We start from the raw sequence: 23392 nt of genomic DNA on the forward strand, positions 1-23392 counted from the left end.
TTCGTCCTGAGCGAAGTCGAAGGGCGTATGTTCGGCGGTTGTGCCAGCGCCCTTCGACTACGCTCAGGACGAGCGGGTGGGTTGGGGGTTGACCCAAAACCTGTCGGAGTGCACCGGCACCGCCCATGAGCATTGACCAGCGCATTGCCGAGCTCGGCATCACCCTTCCCACGCCCGCGGCCCCGGTCGCTTCCTATGTCCCGGCGGTCGAGGCCAATGGCCTGCTGCACATTTCGGGACAGATCAGCTTCGCCGAGGATGGCAGCCTGATTACTGGGCGGCTTGGCGAAGGTCTCGACCTCGAGGCGGGCACTGCCGCCGCGCGCCGTTGCGGAATCATGCTGCTGGCGCAGATGAAGGCAGCGCTTGGCACGCTGGACCGCGTCGAGCGGGTCGTGAAGCTGGGCGTATTCGTCAACAGCCATGGCGATTTCACCGACCAGCCGAAGGTCGCCAATGGCGCGTCCGAGCTGATGCAGGACGTGTTCGGCGAGGCCGGGCGTCACGCCCGCTCCGCCGTCGGCGTTCCGGTGCTGCCACTTGGCGTGGCCGTCGAGGTCGATGCGATCGTCCAGGTCCGTAGCTGACCCGTTGGAGCCGGGCCCCAAGGGGTTCGCGCATCGGGGGCTGCATTATGGTGCGGGATTCCCGGAAAACAGCCTGATTGCCTTTGCAGGTGCGCTCGAAATGGGCGCAGGGATTGAGTGCGACTTGCGGTTGACCCGGGATGACCACGTGGTCGTCTTCCATGACAAAGACGCAATGCGCCTGTGCGCAAGCCCGATGCGGATCGGGACAAGCAGTCTTGCCGAGCTGGGCCGGCTGCGGCTTGGCGACGGGCCGATCCCGACCCTGGAGAGCTTGTTGAAGCTGGTCGACGGGAGGGCGCCGCTGCTGCTTGAGGTGAAGGTCGACGGAGACATTTGGCGCTGGGCGCCAGCGCTGAAGCGCGCTTTGGCGGACTATCGTGGCGCTTTCGGGGTGATGAGTTTCGATCCACGCGTGTCGCGATTGATGAAGACGAATTTGCCTGAGGTACGGCGGGGACTGGTGGTCAGGGACCGGTTGCCAGCGTGGAAGAGATACTGGGCGATGTGGCTCGCCGATCCGCAGTTCCTGGCTGTTGAGACTGCGGCGCTCGGGAAGGCCTGGGTCGAAAGAGCGAGGCGGCGGATGCCGGTCTATAGCTGGACGGTGCGGAGCCAGGAGCTGCGGCGGAAAGCAGAGGTTCACGCCGATGCCGCTATTTGGGAGGGCGATGGCCGACCGTGAAAGCTTGGGTGTTGCGCGTATCGCGCCGGGCGTTGCCACGCTCGACGCGGCGCAATGGAATGCGCTTGCCGAGAAGGACGATCCGTTCCTCAGCCATGCCTTCCTGAGCGCGCTGGAAGATTCGGGCAGCGTCGGCGAGGGCACGGGCTGGACGGCCGCACCGATTGTCGTCGAGGGCGCGGACGGCACGATTGCCGCCGCCGCTCCGGCCTATCTGAAGAGCCACAGCCAGGGCGAATATGTCTTCGACCATGGCTGGGCGGAGGCCTTTGAGCGGGCGGCTGGGCGTTATTACCCAAAACTGCAGGTTGCGGTGCCGTTCACGCCCGTGCCCGGGCGGCGGTTGCTGGGCGGGTCGCGGCAGGCGTTGCTGGCGGCGATTGAAGCGGTCGTGACCCAGAACGGATTGTCGTCGGCGCACGCCACTTTTGTCGATGAGGCGGAGGTCGCGGAGTTTGCGGCGCGCGGCTGGCTGGCGCGAAGCGGAATCCAGTTCCACTGGCTCAATCGCGGCTACGGCAGCTTCGACGATTTCCTTGCCGCGCTATCGAGCCGCAAGCGTAAGCAGATCCGCAAGGAACGGGCGGCAGCGGTCGAGGGGCTGGAGGTTCGGGCATTGCGCGGGGCCGAGATCGGAGCGGCGGAATGGGATGCCTTCTGGACCTTCTACCAGGACACCGGCTCGCGGAAGTGGGGGCATCCCTACCTGACGCGCGAGTTCTTCAACTTGCTCGGGCAGCGGATGGGTGAGCAGTGCCTGCTGTTCATGGCTTTGTCCGACGGGCGGCCGATCGGCGGCGCGTTGAACCTGGTTGGGGCCGATACGCTCTACGGACGCTATTGGGGTGCGGTCGAGGAAGTGCCGTTCCTGCACTTCGAACTCAGCTATTACCGGGCGATCGAATGGGCGATCGATCATGGGCTGGGTTGCGTGCAGGCTGGAGCGCAGGGCGAGCACAAACTGGCGCGCGGTTACGAGCCGGTGATGACCCGGTCGGCGCATTTCCTGCCCGATCCGGGGTTCCGGCGGGCGGTGGCGGACTTCCTCGCGCGTGAGGATGAGATGATTGCTGCCGAGCTGGAGTGGTGCCGGACGGCTTTGCCTTATCGGTCTTCGGAATAGACGCCGACGATGCGCAGGTCCGGGCCGGCGACGCCGCGGTACATGCCGGGCGTCGTGAAGCCCCAGGCCGCTTCGCCCGAGGGCGCTACCGCGATCAGGCCCCCCGTGCCGCCCATTTCCTTGATGTCGGCGAGCGTGTCGTCGACCGCTTGCTGCAATGATGCGCCGGCGAGGCGGATGCGGTCGGCGACCTGGTGGGCCGCGACGGCGCGGATGAAATACTCGCCCGACCCGGTGGCCGAAATCGCCGCCGAACGATCGTCGGCGTAGGTGCCGGAACCGATGAGCGGCGAATCGCCGATCCGGCCCCAGCGCTTGGCGGTGAGGCCGCCGGTCGAGGTTGCGGCGGCGACGTGGCCGGCCTCGTCGACTGCGACCGCGCCGATGGTGCCGTATTTCACGTCGGCATCGAAATGGCCGCCGGCGGCAAGCACTTTGTCGAGCTGTGCGCGGCGCTCCTCGGTCTCGAAATAGCTGTTGTCGACAGTCTCGAAACCGTGCTCGCGGGCGAATTGCTCGGCGCCTTCGAAGGAGAGGAGGACGTGGCTCGACTGTTCCATGACCGCGCGGGCCAAAGCGATCGGGCAACGCACGGTCTTGATGCCCGCGACGGCGCCGGCGTCGCGGGCGGCGCCGTCCATGATCGCTGCGTCGAGGTCGATGCTACCATCGTAATTGAGGACGCTGCCGCGGCCGGCGTTGAAGACGGGATCGTCCTCGAGCACCCGGGCGGCGGCATCGACGGCGTCGAGGGCGCTACCGCCCGCCGCAAGGATCTTCTCCCCTGCATCGAGCGCGGCGTTGAGGCCGCCGCGCGCCGCATCCTCCTGATCGGGATCGAGACCGCCCGGCCGCATTGCTCCGCAGCCACCGTGAACCATCAAACGCCATGCCATGCGCGGCCCTTAGCGAGAGGCGGCCGCCGATTCCAGTTGACCTTTGTCGCAACATGATATTAAATTGATATCAAATTAAGGGGAGCTAGGTCACATGTTCGAGTCGAAAACCATTGCGCTGACGGCGAGCCGGGAACGGCCGGCGAGCGCGTACAGCGGCTACGTCATGCTCATCTTGTTGCTGGTCGCAATCCTCGCACAAGTTTGGGGGATTGTCGGGTTGGCCAGGGGCGGCGAGGGGCCCGCCATTCACATCGCGGCGGTGATTGTCGCGCCGCTGGCGCTGCTCTTCATCGCTTGCGGCTTCTACATGTTGCAGCCGAACCAGGCGGCGGCGATCACTCTGTTCGGCGAGTATCAAGGAACGGACCGCACGACCGGCCTGCGCTGGGTGCTGCCGTGGATGATCCGCAAGAAGGTGTCGGTTCGCGCCAACAACTTCATCAGCGAGAAAATCAAGGTCAACGACCAACGCGGCAACCCGATCGAGATGGCGGCGCAGATCGTCTGGCGCGTGGTCGACACGGCCCAGGCTTTGTTCGACGTTGATGACTATAAAGCGTTCGTCCGCGTCCAGGTCGAGGCGGCGATCCGGAAGATCGGCTCGCGTTACCCATATGACGATTTCGAGCACCACGATGTGACGCTGCGCGGTCACCTCGACGAGGTCGCGGGCGAACTTCGCAAGGAACTCATTGAACGGCTGGCGATCGCGGGAATCACGGTCGATGAATGCGGCTTCACGCACCTTGCCTATGCCCAGGAAATCGCCCAGGCGATGCTCCGCCGTCAGCAGGCGCAGGCCGTCGTGGCGGCGCGTCAGACCTTGGTCGCGGGCGCGGTCGGAATGGTCGAAATGGCGCTCGAGCAATTGTCGGAGAAGAACGTCGTCCACCTCGACGACGAGCGCCGCGCGGCGATGGTGTCGAACCTTATGGTCGTCCTTTGCGGCGAGCGTGACACCCAGCCTGTCGTCAACGCCGGCACGCTCTATTCATAAGAGGCGGATGTGGGCGGCGAGCGCAAAGCCTACCCCTTGCGGGTCGATCCGGGCCTTTGGGCCGCGGTCGAGCGCTGCGCCGCCGCCGAACTGCGCAGCACGAATGCGCAGGTCGAATGCCTGCTTCGCGAGGCATTGAAGGCGAGGGGCGTGAAGCTGGACATGCCGACGCCGATCAAGCGCGGCCGGCCGCCAAAGGGAGACTGATATGTTCATGGCCATTCATTCATCGTCGCAGCGCAAGCCATTCCTGATCGCAGCGGCCCTGTGCCTGCTGTTGCTCGGGATCGGCATCGGACTGGCGTTCGGCTGATGGCCGACTGGTTTGCGCCGAAGCGTTACGGTTACGGCGGCGGCGTGCCCATCGCCTGGCAGGGGTGGGTGATCACCCTGGCCTATGTCGCGACCATCATCGGCGCGACGCAGATCCTGAAGACCAACGGCTGGGCAATGGGCTCGGTCATCGTCACGGCGACGGCCATTTTCCTGGTCATCGTCATCAAGACTACGCGCGGTGGATGGCACTGGCGCTGGGGAGGTAAGGAATGATTGCGGAGTTTCTGATCATGGCAGCTGTCGCAGCCGCGCCAGTCGAGCGTGAAATCACTGCACCGGGCCCGCAGGGCAGTCTGGCGGGAACGCTGACCGATGCCGGCAAGGGCACCCCGGTCGTGCTCATCATTCCGGGATCCGGACCGACCGACCGTGACGGCAACAACCCCCTCGGAGTCACTGCCGCGCCCTATCGCATGCTGGCCGAAGGGCTGGCGAAACAGGGCGTCAGCTCCATCCGGACCGACAAGCGCGGCATGTTTGGCAGCAAGGCGGCGATCCCGGACGCGAACAAGGTCACGATCGCCGATTACGCCGCCGACGCCCACGCCTGGGTGAAGAGCGCGCAAGCCGCGACCGGCGTCAAATGCGTCTGGGTGCTCGGGCATAGCGAAGGGTCGCTGGTCGCGCTGACCGCGGGCCAGAAGCCCGAAGGTATCTGCGGAGTCATCAGCGTGTCCGGTCCCGGCCGCAAGCTGGGCACGGTGATGCGCGACCAGTTGAAGGGCAATCCGGCCAATGCGCCCATCCTGCAGCCGGCCCTGGCGGCGCTGGATTCGCTCGAAGCTGGTAACCCGGTCGATGCCGCGACCTTGCCGGCGCCATTGCAGCCTTTGTTCAACCCGGCAGTGCAGCCATTCGTCATGAACCTGCTGGCACAGGACCCGCCGAAGCTCGCCGCCGGGCTGACTGTCCCTTACCTAATCGTCCAGGGCGACAAGGACATCCAGGTCAGCGTCGAAGATGCGAAGCTTTTGGCGGCCGGGCAGCCCAAGGCGAAGCTGGCGGTCCTGCCGGGGGTCAACCACGTCCTGAAGCCGGTGCTCAGCGATGACCGCGCCGCCAATATGGCGGCCTATGGCGATGCGTCGCTGCCGATTGCTCCGTCCGTCGTCGATGAAATCGCGAGTTTCGTGAAGCGCTAGTTGCGCTTCTGGCCGGGGGCCCTGGCCTCGGGTCCCAGGGCATCGTCGAGCAGCTTCGCCAGACGAACCCCGCCGGCGAGAACCTGCCGCCGGACGACCGGAATCAGTTCCCGGACTTCGACTTCGGTGAGCGTCGGCCGGTCCTGCGGCTTCGGCCCGCAGGCATCGCCGATCAAAGACGAATAGGCGTATTTGCGTGCCGCTTCCCAGCTGTCGCGGCTCCAGTCCTCGACGGTGCCGGCGGCAAGCTGGGCGCGCTCTTCCGAAGTGGAGGAGGCGAGGATCGCTCGCGGCCCGGCTGGCGGCGTAGAGATGGAACGCTCGGCGAGATGGCCGTCCCAGATGCTGTGCAAGTTCGTGTGGCCGCCGACGATTCCGTAATTGGCCTTCACGTCGTTACCGCCCTTGTCGCCGCGATCGCCGGCATGCATCGGCTGGACGAGGTCGCCCATGAAATGGACGAGGAAGACGAGGGCCATGAGCCGCTCGCGCTCCGGCACCTTGCGGTCCGCGAGCAGGCGGGCGTTGCGCTCGATCTGCGCCGAAACGCAATTGCCGTCCTTGCAGGCAGGCTTGAGATCGAACGGCTTGCAGATGTCGACGTTCTGGTAGTGCCAGGCGTAGGCATAGGTGAAGCGGTCGCCCAATGGTTTGACGCAATCGGCCCAGACGCTGGCTTCCTCGATCGTCGCAACCGGGCATTCCGGCGTGTCGAGCAACTTGCCCTTGGCGAGCAGGTGGTTGATTTGCGCCCGTGTGTCGGGGCGGACGCTCTCAAGCGCGATGCGGCCAACAGACTCGTGACCATATTCCCACCAGGCAGAGGCGGGGGAAGCCGCGCATAAAGCGGCGGCGAACAAAGCTAGCTTTCGAATCGGCACTCAAGCGACTTAACGCGGGCAGAGCCGAATTGCAGCCGCCAAGCTTATCCGACCGACAGGTCCAGCTGCTGAATGATGAGCCGCCATTCGTCGAGGTCACCGAGCATGGCGCGCGCGGACTGCTCCATGAGGTCGGCGGATCGGTTAAGGTTGGATTTGCCATCGCCAATCTGGTCGCGAATGGCAGCGAGCGTCCGCGCTGTGGATCGCGACCGGAGCGCACTGGCGCCGAAATCGCCCTGGAAGCGAATGCCAAAAATCGCGGTTCCGACAGCAGGGAAGCCGGCCGACATCAAGGTCGCCCAATTCTGCGTGTTGTTCACCCAATCGGGATCGAAGATCAGTCCCCAGATCACCGCGACAGAGGCGATCAGCGTGAGCACGAAAAGAGCCATGCCGAACCGCGCCAGCCTCCGGTCGAGCGTCTCGATCTGATGCGCGCTGCGCTCATTGTAGGCGATCTGCGGTTCGATCTCGTGACGGACGATGGAATCGGTCAACTCCGCGACATTTTCCTGTCCGATGCGGCCGTGCGGGCAACCCAAAGCCCGCCAGATGCTGGCGGCGTACCAATCGATCCAGCGGCGGGCGACGGGGTTGGCCTGGCTGCCCGGCGGGTCGGGCGCGGCTATGCCCATCAGCTTGAGGCTCCGCAATGGTCGCAGGCGCTCCGCAAGCTGGCGATAATCGAGCCAACGGCGATGCCATTCCTGCTTCATCCCGACGGCCGTGTTGATGATGATCGCCAGCGTGATGAGCATTTCGGCAATCGCCAGATGCAGTTTCGATGTCGGCAAAGCAAAGGACGACAGGCCGAGGATGACGGCGGTGGCGGCGAACACGAAGTTGAAAATGTGCCCGCTGCGGAAGGTCTGGGCGTAGTAAGTCGCCATGCGATCCGCCCATCCATAGGCTTTCTGCAAGAGGTCGAGCGGAGCCGAGACACCGTGGCAGTCGGTGCAGCCGGCGAGGAAATTCTGCCATTCCTCCTCAATCGCCGCCGCCGACTTGCCCTCGTGCCAGTGCGCACGTTTCAGGCGCCCTGTTCCGGTAAGCGCCAGCAGGATCGGATACTCGAGACGAGCGCGAAGCCGCCGCTGCCGCTCATTCGAGAATTGCGAGTAGAAGCGCCGCTCGGCTTCGCTTGGCGGCAGGGCCAGCATGCCTTCCAGCAACTGGCGGAGACTGTCCTTGTCGAAAGGCCGGCTGACATTGGCGTCGTGGCGGCTGCGGGTCAGGACATTGGGGTCGAAGGCGCTCCACAGGATGCGGCCCTCGCCCGGATCGACCGGTAGATGGATGATCGCCGTTCCGCGCTGGATGGCGAGCTCGACGACTTCGGCAGTGCCGCCGCGACCGCGTGGAGGCAGGCCGTCCCATACGGCAATGAGGATGTCGCAGTGGGCCACGGTTCCGCGCCCCGCCATGACATAGGCCTCCAATCGATCCTGCGGATCGCCGGGCAATTCAAGCGTGCATCGAGCCGATGCAACGAGCCTGTCATAGCGGGCGCGGCTATCATCATCGTTGAAATCGGCGAGATAGGTCTGGCGGTCGAACGGCAGGATCGCCTGCAATTGCCAGCCGCGCGCCAACGCCGCTTCTGCCGCCATCTGGTCAGCACCCTCGGCAAGCGGACTGACGAGCGTGAATAGGGGCGCATCGGATGCGAACAAATCTGGCTCGCGGCGATGGAGCGACAGCGCTTCGGCCTCTAATCTCGCCAGGACATCAGCAATCCGGGTCTGTACGCCGGTGCGTTGCTTCGCCGGTATCGCTTCCAGCCGATGCCCTGTGACACCGATCGTCAGCGCAAAAGGGAGCGGCGGCGGACCGGCGCTTGGCCCTTGTCTATCTCCGTTCCGAACGCCTTCCCTCACTATTCTGCGAGACCGTTCCGGTTGTCGCCGATGGGATCATATTTCAGCCTGTACTTGGAATCGCCCTGCAATCCGAAGAAGAAGGCGAAGCCGAAATATTGCTTGTATTCATTGGGGTTGAGGACGCTCAGCGTCTTCCGGTCGGCGCTCATGCCGGTCGGCGCGAATCCGACCCAGGTCGAGCCTGCCCGCGGGCAATGGCCATTGGGATTGATGACTTTGACCGCCATCGCGTCATTGAGGTCCGCCTTGGTCGGGTTCGGGTCCTGGAAGTACATGTAGCCCTTGCCGGTATCGTCCTGAATCTGGAAGGCGATCTCGAACCCGTCCTTGAACACCCCGCCCTGCCAATTGTCGAAGGTAACCTCATCGTCCCCGCCGGCGCCCCCTTTCTTGATGGGCGTATTGCCGGTTGTCGACAGCTCGAAGTCGGCGGGGTTGTCGCTCTTGATCCTGACGGTAATCGTCACGGGCCTGCGTGCCATGTTTCCCTCCCTCGCAAAGCGCGCCGGTTCAGCGCAGCAAAACGTATCCGAGCACCACGACGAGCGCGACGCCGGCCACAATCAGCGTGTTGAAAATGGACGAGGACGCGAACCCCGTGGGATCGATCGAGCTGCCGCCGTTCCGATTGTCGCCGATGGGATCGTAGGGGATGAGCTTCTTCACGCCCTGTGTCGAACTGTCCACGAAGTTGATGGTGAAACTGAAGAAGCAATTCGACGGATTGGTGTTGACGACCGTCAGCTTCTTGGGCGCCGACTTTTCCGCGTAGAAGACGGGATCCTGGCCGTTGCCCGACGTCGGGCACGCAGGGATATGATCCTTGTCGCCCCAGGCCACCCAGAGGACGTCGGTCAGGCTCTGCGCGAATTCCAGCGTCATGCCGGATTCCTGGACGAGGGAGAAGTGCACCTCATGCTCGTCCTTCTTGGCCATCAACTCGTCGTCCTTGCTGAAGACGATGCTTTCCAGCTTTTCGCCCTTGGGCGTTTCCAGGTGGAAGGAGACTCCGTCCGGCTTGCTGGGGTCTTCATGAGCGATGATGTTCACATGCTTGGGAAACCGTTTGGCCATTTTTCCCTCCCTGCCACTTTCTCGTTGGAATCTAGATCGACCGCCTGAAGCCCATTGCGGCAAGACGCGCTTCAATCGCCCGCGCTTCCGCGTTCCTGCCAACGCGCTTCAGCAACTCTACCCGCTCGCCGAGCTCGCGCGGACGTTCGGTGACGTTTTTCGGCAGGGTAGCAAGGCCCGCCTGCCAGGCTTGAAGGGCGCGGGCGCGGTCGCCCTGACGGTCCGCGACATCGCCAACCAGGCGCTGCGCTGCTGCCAACTTATAGCGGTCGTCCAGGCTCGGCCCCTTGCCGACCGCCTGAGTGGACCGCAGCAATTGTCCCGCCAGCGACGCGGCTTCGTCCGTCGCGTTGGCCGCGAGGGCAAGCTCCGCTCGAACCGCCAGGCAGTCGCGATTGACCTCCTGCCAGTAAGTGACCTGTGTCGAACGCGCGAGAAGCCGGCTGACCATGTCGCAGCCGGCGCGCGCCTGGACACCCGCTTCCTCCTTCGAACCATAAGCGAGCAAGGTATTGGCAAGCGCGAGCTTCGAGGAAGCGGCATATTCCACCCAGCGCATATTGTCCGGCTCGGACGGGATCAGGTTCTCGGCGACCGATACCGCGGCATTCAGGTGCTCAAGCGCCTCCTTTGACTCGCCGCGCGAAGCGAAGAGCCGGCCCAAGGCCTGGTGGGCGATGATCATCTGCTCGAGATACTCGACGTCGCGCCCGCGTTTGCTGAGGCGGGTGAGCAGGTCGACTTCGCGTTCGCGTTGGGCGATCGCCTCGTCGAGCTTGCCCTCCGACCATTGCGCATCGGCGAGCCAGGCGAGCGATTTCGAGAAGTTCAGCTGGTATTCGCGATTGTTGGGCTCGGCCGCCGCAACGCGCTCGATGGTCGCGACCGCTGCCTTGAACTGCCGTGACGCCTCGGGGAAGCGGCGCTTGGCGAGGTAGACGATCCCGAGCTCGGCATCGGAATATTGGGTTTCCATCCGGTAGCGGACGCTTGCCGGATCGATGGACGTCATGCGGTAGGACAGGTTCTTGTATTCCCTCGCAGCCGCTTCTGCTTGGTCGAGCTGGCCGCGCTCGCGCGCAATCTCGCCGATCCAGAACACGTTCTGCGCATGCTCGAAGAGCCGTTCTGGATCGTCCGGCGACCGGCGGACCATTTCCGCGGTGCCTGACATGGCCTCGGCATAGCGGGCGCGGGCCCCTTCGAGATCGCCGCGGGTCTGCGCAATCTCGCCCATCATGGTCAGAGCCTTGCTTCGCTGGGCAAGGGCAGCGTCGGACAGCTCCGATTTGTCCTGCTTGGCGAAATAGGCGAGCGCCCGGCTACCGACGGCGTCGAGCGCGTCGAGCCGGCCGATCGGCTCCAGCTTCTGGCGAAGATCGCCGAGCATGAAGCCGACCAGGCCCTCGGCTTCGCGGCGCTGGTCGCGGGCCTCGTCGCGCTTTTCGAAGGCAAAAACGGCGAGGCCGCTGGTCAGGACCATGCCGGTGAGCGAGGCGGCCGCGATGGTGGTGAGGCGCTTGTGGCGGCGCTGCTGCTCGCGCTGGACGAGGTCGTCAAGGCCGACGCCAAGCATTCCGGCGATGATCTTGAGGAGGCCGAGCTGGCGGCCGTCACCGGTCGGGCGGAGATCGGCCGCGATGGGCTCGGCGCGCTTGCCGGTCGGCCGGCCGCGACTGTCGAACTTCTGGCGAAGTGCCGGCGGGAAGCATTCCTCGCCCTCATGGCCGGGAAGTTCGCTTGCAAAGGGCTCGCCATCGACGATCGCCGCCAATACGCAGCCGGATGGGTGCGCCTTCTTGAAGGCGATGATCTCTTCGTTTGTCCAACGCGACCGGGCCGCGTCCGGTGAGCAGAGGACGATCAGGCAGCGCGACGCCGCGAGCGCCTCTCGGATCGTGTGACCGAGGTCGCTCGCTGCCGCGAGCTCCTGGCGGTCGCGGAAAATCGGGCTGAAGCGGGCGGGTATGGGCCCGTGGGGACTGTCATTGCCGACCAGGGAGCGCGGAACGGCAAATTTCTCCAGCGCGCCATGCAGCCAATCGGCGGTTTCGCTGTCCTTGTGGCTGTAGCTGAGGAAGGCCCAATAGCGCGGGGTAACGGATGGGCGTTCGCGCCGGCTCGTGCCGGCAACGCTTCGCGGCGATACTAGGGCGACCTCCCGCATACGGTTTGCCCCACCCGTCTGTTAATGTCGGGCAATAACAGAGATTCGTAAGTCGCGCGATTCCCGAAGGATAAGGTTGGCGCGCATGGCCTCGGGGCCTATATCGCCGCCATGTCGATACGACCCTGGCGCGACATCGAGCGCCGTCCTTCCCGCCAGATCATGGTCGGCAGCGTTGCTGTCGGCGGCGACGCGCCCGTCAGCGTCCAGACGATGACCAATACCCCGACGTCGGATGCCAAAGCGACGATCGACCAGATCCGCCGCTGCGAGGAAGCGGGCGCTGACCTCATCCGAGTGTCCTGTCCCGATGTGGAGAGCACCGCTGCGCTGAAGGAGATTATCCGCGCCGCCAAGGTGCCGATCATCGCCGACATCCACTTCCACTATAAGCGGGCCCTGGAGGCCGCCGACGCCGGTGCCGCCTGCCTGCGGATCAATCCGGGCAATATCGGCTCCGAAGAGCGGGTGAAGGAAGTCATTTCGGCGGCGCGCGCCAACGGCTGCGCCATCCGCATCGGCGTCAATGCCGGCAGCCTGGAGAGGGACCTGCTGGAAAAATATGGCGAGCCGTGCCCGGAAGCGCTGGTCGAAAGTGCGCTCGACCATATCCGGATCCTCGAAGACCATGATTTCCGCGACTACAAGGTTGCCGTGAAGGCGTCGGACCTGTTCCTCGCCGTCGCCGCCTACCAGCAGCTCGCGAGCCAGGTCGATTGCCCGCTCCACCTTGGCATCACCGAAGCCGGCGGCCTGCTCACCGGCACGGTCAAATCATCGATTGGTATCGGCAGCCTGCTTTGGGCGGGGATCGGCGACACTATTCGGGTATCGCTGTCGGCCGAACCGGAAGAGGAAGTCCGCGTCGGCTACGAGATTCTGAAGGCCATGGGCATCCGCAACCGCGGCGTCCGCGTCGTCTCCTGCCCAAGCTGCGCGCGGCAGGGATTCGATGTCATCCGGACAGTCGAAACACTGGAAGCGCGGCTGCAGCATATCAAGACGCCACTGTCGCTCTCCGTGCTCGGCTGCGTCGTCAACGGTCCCGGCGAGGCGCGCGAGACCGACATCGGCATCACAGGGGGCGGCCAGGGAAAGCACATGGTCTATCTGTCGGGCGTGACCGATCACCATGTGCAGGATGCCGACATGGTCGATCATATCGTCAAGTTGGTCGAGGCGAAGGCGGCCGAAATCGAAGCGGCCGAACAGGCAGCGGCCGAAGCCGCCGAATAGGCTTTCCCTTTCCATAGGCGCATCGCTAGGGCCCGGACATGGTCGAGCCGCGCCATCCTCCTTTGATTGCTTTCATGGTGGCGGCGTTCGGCATCGCCACTTTCTCCGCCATGGACGCCGTGATGAAAGGGCTGGTGCTGGCTCTTGGCACTTACATCACCCTCTTCTGGCGAAGCCTCGCCGGAATGCTGATGACCGGCGCGCTCTTTGCGTCGAGCAAGCCGCGCCGGCCGGACCGGAGGACAATGAGGATCCACGCCACCCGTGGCCTTCTCGGCTCGGTCATGGCCGCAACCTTTTTCTGGGGACTGGCGCGGGTGCCGATGGCGCAGGCGATCGCACTGGCGTTCATCGCCCCGCTGATGGCGCTCTATCTCGCCGCCGCGATCCTCAAGGAACATGTCGGACCGCGGCTGATCGGCGCGTCGATCGTCGCCTTTGCCGGGGTTCTCATCATCGTCTGGGGCCAGGCACGGGCTGACCTTGGCCACGAAGCCTTGCTCGGCAGTATCGCCATCCTCTGTTCGGCCGGCTGCTATGCGGTGAACATCATCCTCATGCGCCAGCAGTCTTTGGCAGCGCCGCCGGTCGAGGCCAGCTTCTTCCAGAGCCTTTTCATGTTCATCGGCATGATTGCGGCGGTGCCGGTTCTCGGCATCGAGCCGCCGCCCGTGGATAAGCTGCCGCTGATCATCCTGGCGGCGTTCCTGGCGACGACTTCGCTGCTATTGTTAAGTTGGGCTTATGCGCGCGCGCAGGCGAGCTATCTTGCCACGACTGAATATACGAGCTTCCTGTGGGCCGCGCTGTTTGGCTGGATCATTTTCAACGAAACGGTTTCGCCCTTCACCGTCGCCGGTGCAGCCATGATCATCGGCGGCTGCCTGTTGGCGGCGCGGACACCGGAAGAAGCCGATCCAAGCATGGAAGTCGCCGCTTAGCCGGCGAGGACATTCACCGCGAGTGCGAGGACTCCGAGATTGTAGATGAAAGCGCCGATGCAGTGCATCACCACCAGCCGCCGGATCCGGGTCGAGGTGATGCAAACGTCGGAGGTCTGCAACGCTATTCCAAGAGTGAACGAGAAATAGACGAAGTCCCAATAGTCGGGCTCGGGTCGCTTGCCGGGGAAATCGAGCCCGGCATGGTCGCCACCAGCGTCGCTCGAGTAAAAGAGGTGCGCATAATGCAGCGCGTAGACGAGGTTGGCAAAGAACCAGGCGAGCATCAGGGTCGTGACGACCAGGGCCTTTTCGAACCCGGACAGGTGACGATCCCCGGTCAGCTCACCCGCAACGGCTACCAGGATGACCAGCGACAGGACCAACGTCAGCAGGAACAGGACTAGGCGGTTCGCGTCGTTCTCGCTCGCAGACTTGCGCATCTGCATGGCTTCATCGTCGAACAGGCTGGCGCAAGCGATGATGAATCCCAAGGCGGCGATGTCGAAACCCGCCATGATGGCCAGCGTCCGCTCGAGCCAGCCACCCGCAATCGCGCTGCCGACAAGCATCAGGACGAAAAACAGGATGAAGCGCGGCGGGGCGATGCGATTGCCGATGGTGCGCCTGGATGCCATGACCCGGAGCCTAACGTCCAATTCCGGCAAGGGAAGAGCATGGCCTGGTTCTGGCTGATCATTGGGGGATTGTTCGAGGTCGGCTTCACGACCTCGCTCCGGTTCGTTGACGGGTTCAAGAACCTGCCCTGGACATTGGCCTTCCTGGCTTCGGTCGCAGTCAGCATGGCATTGCTGGAAGTCGCATCCCGGCAGATTCCGATGGGGACGGCTTATGCGGTCTGGGGCGGAATCGGCGCGGTCGGCACGGTCGTGGTCGGGATGCTCTGGTTCAATGAGCCGTCAAGCACCATCCGGCTGCTGCTCATCCTCGCCATCGTCGCGGCCATCGCGGCGCTTCGCATGACGGGATGACCACCCTTCGTCGGCGCAGCAGCACCCGTTTGTCGAAATCACCCCTGTAAAAATCTGCCATTCATCTTTGCGCCGTCAAGCGCGCGGAGCCGTTCGACGTTTCAAAGGTTCCCGGCTCATGCCCCGTTCCCTGATTTTCCTCCTCGCCAGTGTTGCCGCCGTTCCCGCATTTGCCCAGCAGGCGGAACCATCGGTCCAGCCGGATGAACCCGCCCAGGCCTCCCAGCAATCCGAAGAAGGGACCGAGACGGCCGAAGACAGCGAGTCCGAGGAATCCGTCGTCGTCGTGGGCCAGCGCGCGCGGGGTTCGGTGATCGGTGACATCCCGACCGAAAACACGCTGAATGCCCGCGACATCCGGGCAACCGGGGCTACCAGCATCCAGGAATTGCTGGACGCTATCGCGCCGCAGATCGGCAGCGCGCGCGGCAGGGGCGGCGAGGCGCCCGTCCTGCTGCTCAACGGCCGGCGCATTTCCGGCTTCCGCGAGCTTCGCGACATCCCGCCCGAAGCGATCGAGCGCGTCGATATCCTGCCCGAAGAGGTCGCGCTGAAGTACGGCTATCGCGCCGACCAGCGCGTGGTGAACTTCATTCTTCGCCGCCGCTTCTATTCAACCGCCGCCCGCGCCGACGGCACGGCGGCGACCGAGGGCGGCTATGTAGCGGGCCTGGCCGACGCCACCCGCGTCAGCATCCGCAACGACACGCGCACGATGCTGAACTTGCACGGCGAGGCCAACAGCCGACTGAACGAAGACGAGCGCGAAATCGACATTGAGGACCCGGCCGGGTTCGACACCCGGCCCTATCGCAGCCTTGTCGGCTCCAAGGGCCTGGTCCGCGCCAGCGGCTCAGTCAGCCGGACCATCCTCGGCGATGTCGGCGCGACGCTGAATGCCGAGGTCCAGCACAGCGACGGCAAGTCGGGCCTTGGATTCGAGGACGTGCCGTTGTTCCGCGATACGTCAAGCAATAGCGCGCATCTCGGCCTGTCGGCCAACAAGGATGCGGGCCATTGGCATTATACGCTGACCGGCAATGCCGACTGGTCGCGCAATGTCACAACCAGTGACGTCGATGCCGACATCACCGACCGGGCTCGTTCGACGCAATTGTCGGGCGACCTCACCGGCCTCGCATCGGGGCCATTGTTTAAGCTTCCCGCCGGCACCGCCAATGTCACGCTGAAGCTGTCGGGCGACACGGCCGACCTCGAGACCGAGCGCCGCCGCAATAATATCGACGGGACCAACAAGCTGGGCCGCGACCGAGTGGACGCCTCCGCGAACCTTGACCTCCCGTTGCTGAAGAACAGCGCGGTCGGGCGGCTTGGCGCCAATCTCAACGCCGAGTTCGAGCATTTGTCGGACTTTAGCACGCTGAGCACCGTCGGCGCCGGATTCAACTGGGCACCGACGGAAAACCTGCATTTCATCGGCAGCTGGACGCGCGAGGAAGGCGCGCCAACGATGCAGCAGATTGGCGACCCCATCCTGGAAACTCCGGATTCGCGCGTGTTCGACTTCACGACCGGCGATTCGGTGCAGGTCACGTCGATCACCGGCGGCAATCCCGACCTCAGCCCCGACCGCCGCAACGTCTGGAAGCTCGGAGGCAATTGGAAACCGTTCGAGGACAAGGACCTGCGTTTCCGAGCCGACTATGTCCATGAGGTCATCAAGGACCCGATCTCCAGCTTCCCGGGGCCGAGCGCCGAACTAGAGGCGGCCTTCCCCGATCGCTTCGTCCGCGATTCCGGCGGCAATTTGGTCGCCGTTGACCTGCGGCCGGTCAATTTCGAGGAATCGCGGCGAGACTCCCTGCGCTGGGGGTTCGATTTCTCAAAGCCGCTGAAGTCTGCGCGGCCGACGCAGGCGCAGATCGAGTTGCTGCGCGCGCGGTTCCGCCCGCCGGCTGGCGCGACCCCGCCGGCGGGCGAGAGGCCGCCTGAGGGAGGGGCGCCACCGGCAGATGGTGGCCCGCCCCCAGCGTCAGGTGCTGGCAGTCCTCCGGGCGGCGGCGGGCCGGGTGGCGGCTTCGGCGGTGGTCCGGGCGGCGGTGGCTTTGGCGGTCGCGGCGGCGGAGGCGGCGGCTTCTTCGGCGGCGGCCAGAACCGCGGCCGGCTGACCTTCTCCATGACCCACACCATCAACCTCGTCGACAAGGCGGTCATCGGGCCGGGCCTGGAGCTGGACTACCTGCACGGCTCCGCCCTCGGTTCGACCGGCGGCAAGCCGCGGCATGAAGTCGAGTTCCAGGCGGGCTGGGCCAATAATGGCCTTGGCGCGCGGCTGTCGGGCAATTGGTACAGTCCTACGAAGGTGGACGGGGATACCGCCGCGGGCGACCTAAAATTCTCGTCGCTGGCGACATTCAACCTGCGCCTGTTCGCCAACCTCGGCGAGCGGCTGGACCTGGTCGCCAAGCATCCCTGGTTGATCGGCAGCTCCGTCAACTTCAGCATCAGCAATTTGCTGGATTCCAGGCCGAAGGTCCGCAACGCGCTCGGCGATGTGCCCTTCAGTTACCAGGAAGATTTGCTCGACCCGACGGGCCGGACGGTGACGATCAGCCTCAGGAAGCTGTTCCTGCCTCAGCGCTTCCGCGCGCGGACCAGCGCTTCTTCGACGACGCGATAGGCTTCTTCGCGGCCGCCCCAACGACCGACCCGGACCCACTTTTCGGGCTCCAGGTCCTTATAGTGTTTGAAGAAGTGCTCGATCTGCTGCAGCGTGATCGCGGGCAGGTCGGTCGCCTCATTGATCTCGGCGTAATAGGGGCTGACATTGATCTCGGGGACCGCGAGCAATTTCTCGTCGCCACCGGCCTCGTCTTCAAGGAAGAGAACGCCGACCGGCCGGACGCGAATGACGCTGCCGGTCATCAGCGGCCAGCGCGCCATGACCAGGCAATCCAGCGGGTCGCCGTCGCCGCACAGGGTCTGAGGAATGAAACCGTAATTGGCGGGGTAGCGCATGCTGGTGTGCAGGATGCGGTCGACGAACAAGGCGCCGCTGGCCTTGTCGAATTCATATTTCACCGGGTCGCCGCCGATCGGGACTTCTATGAGCACGTTGACGCTTTGCGGCGGATTGGCGCCGGCGGGAATCAGGTCGATGTTCATGATGGCGGGCGCCCTAATCCCGCCGCTTCGAATTGGCCACCCCTTCTGCGGGTTTTGTCCAATGGAATGGCCTTCGGAGCCTCGTCAAAACCATCAGGCCAAACGGCAGGGAGGAAGAGATGAACGGTAAGGGAATAGCCGAATTTCTCGGCACATTCTGGTTGGTGCTCGGCGGCTGCGGCAGCGCGGTGCTGGCAGCGGCCTTTCCGGACGTCGGCATTGGCTTGCTGGGCGTCGCGCTGGCCTTCGGCCTGACGGTCGTCACCATGGCCTATGCCATCGGGCATATTTCCGGGTGCCACCTCAACCCCGCGGTCACCATCGGCCTGTGGGCGGGCGGGCGCTTCCCGGCGAGGGACATACCGCTTTACATCGCGGCCCAGGTACTTGGAGCCATAGCGGCGGCCTTCACGCTCTACATCATCGCCAGCGGCCAGCCGGGCTTTACGCTCGCGCCGAATGGGCTGGCGGTGAACGGCGTCGGCGAGCTTTCGCCGGGAGGCTATTCGATCATGGCGGGGGTCGTCACCGAAATCGTCATGACCGCCTTTTTCCTGATCATCATCATGGGGTCGACCCACAGCCGGGCGCCCGCGGGCTTCGCGCCTTTGGCAATCGGCCTCGGCCTCACGCTCATCCATTTGATCTCGATCCCGGTGACCAACACCTCTGTGAACCCGGCGCGCAGCACGGGCGTAGCCATCGTCGTCGGCGGGCTGGCGCTGCAGCAATTGTGGATTTTCTGGGTCGCGCCGATCGTCGGGGGAGTCATCGGTGGCGGGCTCTACAAGATGCTGTCGCCGGAGCAGGAAACACGGCCCGATATCGTCGGGGATGGCGCCGCCGCCTGACGGGTGCTTGGACAAATCGCGGCTTGCGGTTAATCGCCGCCTGAATGGCGAAGATTGAGACGCCCCAACCTGTCCGGGGAACGCAAAGCCTGCTCGGAGAAGAAGCCGACCGCTTCCATGCGGTGATTTCGGCTTTCGATCGCGTGCGCCGGCTGTTCGGGTTCAGGCGGGTCGAAGTGCCAGTGATCGAGCCGACGGCAGTGTTCGCGCGGACGATCGGCGAGACGACCGATGTCGTCTCGAAGGAAATGTACAGCTTCGAGGACCGGTCGGGGGATTCGATCACGCTTCGACCGGAGCTCACCGCCGGGATCGCCCGTGCGTACATCAGTGAAGGTTGGCAGCAACACGCGCCGCTCAAGATCGCGACCTGGGGTGCGGCGTTCCGCTACGAACGGCCACAGAAAGGGCGCTTCCGCCAGTTCCATCAGCTGGACGCGGAGATTCTGGGTGCAGGCGAGCCGGCGGCGGACGTCGAAGCGATCGGCTTGGCGGCGCAGTTGCTGGCCGAGCTTGGACTTTCGGAGCGCTCGACCCTGCATCTCAACACGCTTGGCGATCCGGAGACGCGGACCAAGTGGCGCGACGCCTTGCATGCACATTTCTCGAAGCACCGCGCGGCCCTGAGCGATGAGAGCCAATCGCGCCTCGACCGTAACCCGCTCCGTATCCTCGACAGCAAGGCGCACCAGGATTGGCCCTTCGCCGACAGTGCGCCGGGGATCGACGATTTCCTGACCGTCGAGGCAGGGCAGTTTTTTGAGGCGGTGACCAAAGGCCTGGACGCGGCGGGCATCGCCTGGGTGCGCGAACCCCGGTTGGTACGCGGCCTCGACTATTACCGTCACACGGCGTTCGAGTTCGTCACCGAGGAGCTCGGCGCGCAGGCACAGTTGCTGGGCGGCGGCCGGTATGACGGACTGATGGAATCGCTTGGGGGCCCGCACACGCCAGCCATCGGCTGGGCGGCAGGGATCGAGCGGTTGGCGATGATGGTCGACGCGCCTGCATCTGAGCGCCCCGATGCCGTGATCGTGCCGCTGGGAGAGGCCGGCGAGCAAGTGGCGACCAAAGTGTTGGCCAGCCTGCGGAGCCAGGGCATCGCCGCCGACATGGCGTTCCGCGGCAATATGAAGAAGCGCATGGCGAAGGCAGATGCCGCCGGCGCACGCTTTGCCCTCATCATCGGGGAAAGCGAGGTTGAAGCCGGTGTCGCGCAGGTGAAAGACCTGCAGAGCGGCGAACAAAACGCCATCGCGTTCGACAAGCTCGCGGAGGCGCTTCGCCGATGAGCCGCATCTCGTTGGACCGCATCGTCTCTATCGAGGCGAAGAAGCATGAATTGACCGAGGCCATGGCGGCGCCCAGCCTGGCGCCGGACGAGTTCGTCCGCCTCTCCAAGGAGTATGCGCAGATCGAACCGGTGGCCAACGCCGCGCGCGAAGTCCGCCGGCTGCGCGCCGAGCTGGATGTGCTGCTCGGCATGGCGGCCGACCCGACAGCCGAGGCCGAATTGAAGGAAATGGCGGAGCTCGAGGTCGAGGACATCAAGCGCCGCCTGCCGGAAGCCGAGCGAGCGCTGGCAGTTAAGCTGCTGCCGCGCGACGCCGCCGACGAGCGCGCCGCGATGTTGGAGGTCCGGGCCGGTACGGGTGGCGACGAGGCCGCACTCTTCGCTGGCGACCTGCTGCGCATGTACCAGCGCTATGCCGAGGAGCAGGGCTGGAAGGTCGAACTAATCTCGGCCAGCGCGTCCGATGTCGGCGGCTACAAGGAAGCGATCGCATCCATCAGCGGCGCGGGGGTCTTCGCCAAGCTGAAGTTTGAAAGCGGTGTACACCGCGTTCAGCGTGTCCCGGCGACGGAGAGCGGTGGGCGAATTCATACGTCGGCGGCGACGGTCGCGGTGCTGCCTGAAGCCGAGGATGTCGATGCCCAGATCGACGACAAGGATCTGCGCATCGACGTCTATCGCTCGTCTGGGCCGGGCGGGCAGTCGGTCAACACGACGGACAGCGCCGTTCGTATCACCCATTTGCCCACTGGCCTGGTCGTCATCCAGCAGGACGAAAAGTCGCAGCACAAGAACAAGGCCAAGGCGCTGAAGGTCCTGCGGACGCGCCTGTTCGAAATGGAGCGCGAGCGACTGGCGAACGAGCGGGCCGGAGCGCGCAAGTCGATGGTCGGATCGGGCGATCGGTCGGAGCGCATCCGCACCTATAATTTCCCGCAGGGCCGCGTGACGGACCACCGAATCAACCTGACGCTGCACAAGCTCGATGCAATCCTGGAAGGGCCGGGCCTTGGCGAACTGGTCGACGCATTGATCGCCGAGGACGAGGCAGAGCGTCTCGCCGGACTGGAAGAAGCGTGACCGCCATCGCGCGGGCGCTCGATCGCGCCACGCAGGCCCTGAAGAAGAGCAGCGACACGCCGCGGCTTGATGCCGAACTGCTGATGGCGCACTCGCTGGGAATCGAGCGTGACACGCTCTTGCTGTCGAAGCAGGAGGGTGCGGCGCCAGCGGCGTTCGCCGGCTTCATCGAGCGTCGCAAGGACGGCGAGCCGGTCGCCTACATCACCGGAAAGCGAGCCTTCTGGAACATCGAGCTCGAAGTCGGCCCTGGCGCACTGGTGCCGCGGCCGGACAGCGAGACTTTGATCGCCGCCGCCGTTGAGCATTTCGCCGGCAAGCCGGGTCCCAAGCGCATCCTGGACCTCGGCACCGGGCCTGGCACGTTGCTTTTGGCGGCGCTCGACCAGTGGCCGAAGGCGACAGGCATCGGCGTGGATTCTTCCGACGAAGCGCTGGGTTATGCGAGACGCAACGCGAAGCGGTTGGGGCTGGCGGAGCGCGCACATTTCAAGCGCGGCGACTGGGCCAAGGGAATCAGCGAGAAATTCGATCTCGTCCTGATCAACCCGCCCTATGTCGCGGAAGGTGAAGAACTGGGCCCCGGTGTCGCCGAGTACGAACCGGCCGAAGCATTGTTCGCGGGTGAGGAGGGTCTTGCCGAATATCGCCGCTTGGCGCCCGAGATCGGCCGGTTGCTTACCGCCGGCGGACTGGCGGCAGTCGAGATTGGCCATGAACAGGACGAAGCAGTCGGCGAGTTACTCAAGGAACACGGGCTGGAGCCGCGGCTTGCCCGCGACCTGGCCGGACGTCCACGCGCGATGCTGATCTAGGTCAAAAAGAAAATCGCTTGGAATATTCGGCAATCGTCACTACATCTTGGCTCAGGCACGGAGCCGCTTCAGACAATCGCAAAGCGCCTCCGCCGCCACCCCCGACGCCATCGGCCTATGCACCAATAGCTGGTGCACAGCAGAGGATAAGGGGCAGCCAGGGCCTCGGCTCCGGCGGCCTGTCGCGGGGAAAGGACCTTCGGTGTTGAAAGGTTTTGCGACGCCCGAATGAGGCGCGAGTGCGATAAGGAACAACAGCTTGATTAATAATCGTCAAGGCGGCCGCCGTCGCGGCCGCGGTGGACAGCGTCCACAGGGAATGCCGGGTGGCGGAGGCGGTGGTAATCGCCAGGACAACCGCCAGCGCGGCAATGCCGCCCAGCTGCTCGAAAAGTACAAGAGCATGGCGCGCGACGCACAGCTTTCCGGCGACCGCGTCCAGACCGAATATTACCTCCAGTTCGCCGATCACTATTTCCGCGTCCTGAGCGAGAGCCGCGTCCGTTTCGACGAACAGCGCCGAGGCCGTGACGACGACGGCGATGGTGACGAGGACGAGATGCTCGAGGGCGTCGATGCCGAGGGCGAAGCCGAGGCCGAACAGGGTGAACGCCAGCAGCAGCGCCGTCCCCGCCGCGACCGCGACGATCGCTATGAGCGCCGCGACCGCCGGCCGAATGGCCAGGCGCGTGACGATCAGGGTGAGGACGAGACCGAGGAGCGCATTGCGTTCGACGCTCTTCCGCCCGCGATCGGCGCCGAAGAGGCGAGCAACGATGGCGACGCTGAAGAAGAGGCGCCGAAGCCCCGCCGCCGCGCTCGCCGACCGCGAGCCGACGATGGCGACGCGGAGATCGCGCCGGCCGCCTGATTCGGTCGAACTTGTATCAACGGAAGGGCGGTGCCGGTCTGGCGCCGCCCTTTCCTTATGCGGCGTCGACCGGCCTTGGCCGGTGCTGCTCGTCCAGCGCCACGAACGTAAACAGGCCTTCGGTCACCTTGATATGGGTGGCGCCTCGGTCCCGGGTGGCAATGACTTCGATCCGAACGCCCATGGAGGTTCGCCCAACTCGCTCCACTGTTGCGTAGACACTGATCAAGTCCCGCAGGTGGATGGGCGCGAGGAACTCCATCTTCTCGATCGCGACCGTGGCGACCGAGCCGTTGGCCCGACGCGAGGCGATGATGCCAGCGGCGATATCCATCTGGCTCAAGACCCAGCCGCCGAAGATATGGCCGTTGGCGTTGATGTCGCTGGGCCCGGGCACGACCCGCAACACGGG

General features: G+C 64.8%; 25 protein-coding genes (1 of these 25 cut by a window edge). 16 read left to right on the forward strand and 9 right to left on the reverse strand.

Features of this window, described 5'->3' with window-relative positions:
- Positions 1-125 precede the first annotated feature (125 nt).
- From LZ536_RS08375 to LZ536_RS08385, 3 genes are read left to right on the forward strand one after another with little or no spacing between them, the layout of a single operon-like run.
- Positions 126-587 carry a RidA family protein gene (locus tag LZ536_RS08375; protein ID WP_249848038.1) on the forward strand — a complete coding sequence of 154 codons (462 nt, stop codon included), beginning with the start codon at positions 126-128 and terminating at the stop codon, positions 585-587.
- Entirely contained in the window at positions 562-1272 is a 711-nt protein-coding gene (locus LZ536_RS08380) for a glycerophosphodiester phosphodiesterase family protein (protein WP_249848039.1), read from the forward strand. The genes LZ536_RS08375 and LZ536_RS08380 overlap by 26 nt, the downstream gene beginning before the upstream one ends.
- Positions 1259-2395 (forward strand): GNAT family N-acetyltransferase, encoded by a 1137-nt coding sequence (locus LZ536_RS08385; RefSeq protein ID WP_249848047.1) that lies wholly within the window; start codon positions 1259-1261, stop codon positions 2393-2395. The genes LZ536_RS08380 and LZ536_RS08385 overlap by 14 nt, the downstream gene beginning before the upstream one ends.
- On the opposite strand, the gene LZ536_RS08390 is transcribed toward LZ536_RS08385, so the two are convergent.
- Positions 2377-3291 carry an isoaspartyl peptidase/L-asparaginase family protein gene (locus LZ536_RS08390; protein ID WP_249848049.1) on the reverse strand — a complete coding sequence of 305 codons (915 nt, stop codon included), beginning with the start codon at positions 3289-3291 and terminating at the stop codon, positions 2377-2379. The genes LZ536_RS08385 and LZ536_RS08390 overlap by 19 nt on opposite strands.
- Positions 3292-3385: 94 nt before the next feature.
- On the opposite strand from LZ536_RS08390, the gene LZ536_RS08395 reads away from it, so the two are divergent.
- The 4 genes from LZ536_RS08395 to LZ536_RS08410 all read left to right on the forward strand — a co-directional run bounded on the left by LZ536_RS08395 (position 3386) and on the right by LZ536_RS08410 (position 5769).
- Positions 3386-4291: an SPFH domain-containing protein gene (locus LZ536_RS08395; RefSeq protein WP_249848051.1), complete on the forward strand. Its 906-nt coding sequence runs from the start codon at positions 3386-3388 to the stop codon at positions 4289-4291.
- Between the two features lie 9 nt (positions 4292-4300).
- A complete protein-coding gene (locus tag LZ536_RS08400; RefSeq protein WP_249848053.1) occupies positions 4301-4498 on the forward strand; it encodes a type II toxin-antitoxin system antitoxin in 198 nt (65 codons plus the stop codon).
- A gap of 105 nt (positions 4499-4603) precedes the next feature.
- Complete coding sequence (locus LZ536_RS08405; protein WP_249848055.1) at positions 4604-4840, forward strand: hypothetical protein; 237 nt, start codon at positions 4604-4606, stop codon at positions 4838-4840.
- Complete coding sequence (locus LZ536_RS08410) at positions 4837-5769, forward strand: alpha/beta hydrolase (protein WP_249848057.1); 933 nt, start codon at positions 4837-4839, stop codon at positions 5767-5769. The genes LZ536_RS08405 and LZ536_RS08410 overlap by 4 nt, the downstream gene beginning before the upstream one ends.
- Here the strand turns inward: LZ536_RS08410 and LZ536_RS08415 are convergent.
- The 5 genes from LZ536_RS08415 to LZ536_RS08435 are packed head-to-tail and all read right to left on the reverse strand — an operon-like array spanning position 5766 to position 11774.
- Complete coding sequence (locus tag LZ536_RS08415; RefSeq protein WP_249848059.1) at positions 5766-6650, reverse strand: S1/P1 nuclease; 885 nt, start codon at positions 6648-6650, stop codon at positions 5766-5768. The genes LZ536_RS08410 and LZ536_RS08415 overlap by 4 nt on opposite strands.
- Positions 6651-6694: 44 nt before the next feature.
- A complete protein-coding gene (locus LZ536_RS08420) occupies positions 6695-8530 on the reverse strand; it encodes a DUF4231 domain-containing protein (protein WP_249848068.1) in 1836 nt (611 codons plus the stop codon).
- The gene (locus LZ536_RS08425; protein WP_249848071.1) at positions 8530-9015 is read right to left on the reverse strand and encodes a hypothetical protein; all 486 of its coding nucleotides are present in this window, start codon (positions 9013-9015) and stop codon (positions 8530-8532) included. The genes LZ536_RS08420 and LZ536_RS08425 overlap by 1 nt, the downstream gene beginning before the upstream one ends.
- 28 nt (positions 9016-9043) lie before the next feature.
- A complete protein-coding gene (locus tag LZ536_RS08430; RefSeq protein ID WP_249848073.1) occupies positions 9044-9607 on the reverse strand; it encodes a hypothetical protein in 564 nt (187 codons plus the stop codon).
- A gap of 31 nt (positions 9608-9638) precedes the next feature.
- Positions 9639-11774, reverse strand: coding sequence for a toll/interleukin-1 receptor domain-containing protein (locus LZ536_RS08435; protein WP_249848074.1), 2136 nt, complete (start codon positions 11772-11774; stop codon positions 9639-9641).
- Between the two features lie 111 nt (positions 11775-11885).
- Between LZ536_RS08435 and ispG the strand changes: the two genes are divergently transcribed.
- Both ispG and LZ536_RS08445 read left to right on the forward strand, forming a co-directional pair.
- On the forward strand, positions 11886-13010 hold the full coding sequence (gene ispG, locus LZ536_RS08440; protein ID WP_249848075.1) for a flavodoxin-dependent (E)-4-hydroxy-3-methylbut-2-enyl-diphosphate synthase: 1125 nt from the start codon (positions 11886-11888) through the stop codon (positions 13008-13010).
- Between the two features lie 38 nt (positions 13011-13048).
- Positions 13049-13951: a DMT family transporter gene (locus LZ536_RS08445; RefSeq protein ID WP_249848076.1), complete on the forward strand. Its 903-nt coding sequence runs from the start codon at positions 13049-13051 to the stop codon at positions 13949-13951.
- On the opposite strand, the gene LZ536_RS08450 is transcribed toward LZ536_RS08445, so the two are convergent.
- Positions 13948-14589: a DUF1345 domain-containing protein gene (locus LZ536_RS08450; protein WP_249848077.1), complete on the reverse strand. Its 642-nt coding sequence runs from the start codon at positions 14587-14589 to the stop codon at positions 13948-13950. The two genes, LZ536_RS08445 and LZ536_RS08450, sit on opposite strands and share 4 nt — an antisense overlap.
- Before the next feature lie 39 nt (positions 14590-14628).
- Between LZ536_RS08450 and LZ536_RS08455 the strand changes: the two genes are divergently transcribed.
- Entirely contained in the window at positions 14629-14943 is a 315-nt protein-coding gene (locus LZ536_RS08455) for a DMT family transporter (RefSeq protein WP_249848078.1), read from the forward strand.
- Positions 14944-15061: 118 nt separating this feature from the next.
- On the forward strand, positions 15062-17584 hold the full coding sequence (locus tag LZ536_RS08460; protein ID WP_249848079.1) for a TonB-dependent receptor plug domain-containing protein: 2523 nt from the start codon (positions 15062-15064) through the stop codon (positions 17582-17584).
- Here the strand turns inward: LZ536_RS08460 and ppa are convergent.
- Positions 17539-18069, reverse strand: a complete 531-nt coding sequence (gene ppa / locus LZ536_RS08465; protein WP_249848080.1) for an inorganic diphosphatase — start codon at positions 18067-18069, stop codon at positions 17539-17541. The genes LZ536_RS08460 and ppa overlap by 46 nt on opposite strands.
- Before the next feature lie 119 nt (positions 18070-18188).
- Here ppa and aqpZ point away from each other — a divergent pair, with 119 nt between their 5' ends.
- The 5 genes from aqpZ (at position 18189) to LZ536_RS08490 (ending at position 22980) form a co-directional block, all read left to right on the forward strand.
- Complete coding sequence (gene aqpZ / locus LZ536_RS08470) at positions 18189-18920, forward strand: aquaporin Z (protein ID WP_249848081.1); 732 nt, start codon at positions 18189-18191, stop codon at positions 18918-18920.
- Positions 18921-18964: 44 nt separating this feature from the next.
- Positions 18965-20212 (forward strand): histidine--tRNA ligase, encoded by a 1248-nt coding sequence (gene hisS / locus LZ536_RS08475; RefSeq protein ID WP_249848083.1) that lies wholly within the window; start codon positions 18965-18967, stop codon positions 20210-20212.
- On the forward strand, positions 20209-21294 hold the full coding sequence (gene prfA, locus LZ536_RS08480; protein ID WP_249848085.1) for a peptide chain release factor 1: 1086 nt from the start codon (positions 20209-20211) through the stop codon (positions 21292-21294). The genes hisS and prfA overlap by 4 nt, the downstream gene beginning before the upstream one ends.
- A complete protein-coding gene (gene prmC, locus LZ536_RS08485; protein ID WP_431357923.1) occupies positions 21291-22109 on the forward strand; it encodes a peptide chain release factor N(5)-glutamine methyltransferase in 819 nt (272 codons plus the stop codon). The genes prfA and prmC overlap by 4 nt, the downstream gene beginning before the upstream one ends.
- Positions 22110-22368: 259 nt before the next feature.
- Positions 22369-22980: a DUF4167 domain-containing protein gene (locus LZ536_RS08490; RefSeq protein WP_249848087.1), complete on the forward strand. Its 612-nt coding sequence runs from the start codon at positions 22369-22371 to the stop codon at positions 22978-22980.
- A gap of 55 nt (positions 22981-23035) precedes the next feature.
- On the opposite strand, the gene LZ536_RS08495 is transcribed toward LZ536_RS08490, so the two are convergent.
- On the reverse strand, positions 23036-23392 hold the 3' portion of the coding sequence (locus tag LZ536_RS08495) for an acyl-CoA thioesterase (protein WP_249848089.1). Its footprint extends 24 nt past the window's final position; only the last 357 of its 381 coding nucleotides appear in the window; its start codon lies beyond the right edge, outside the window; the stop codon is at positions 23036-23038.

The sequence above is a fragment of the Sphingomonas alba genome (assembly GCF_023516555.1).
Classification (GTDB): Bacteria; Pseudomonadota; Alphaproteobacteria; order Sphingomonadales; family Sphingomonadaceae; genus Sphingomicrobium; species Sphingomicrobium album.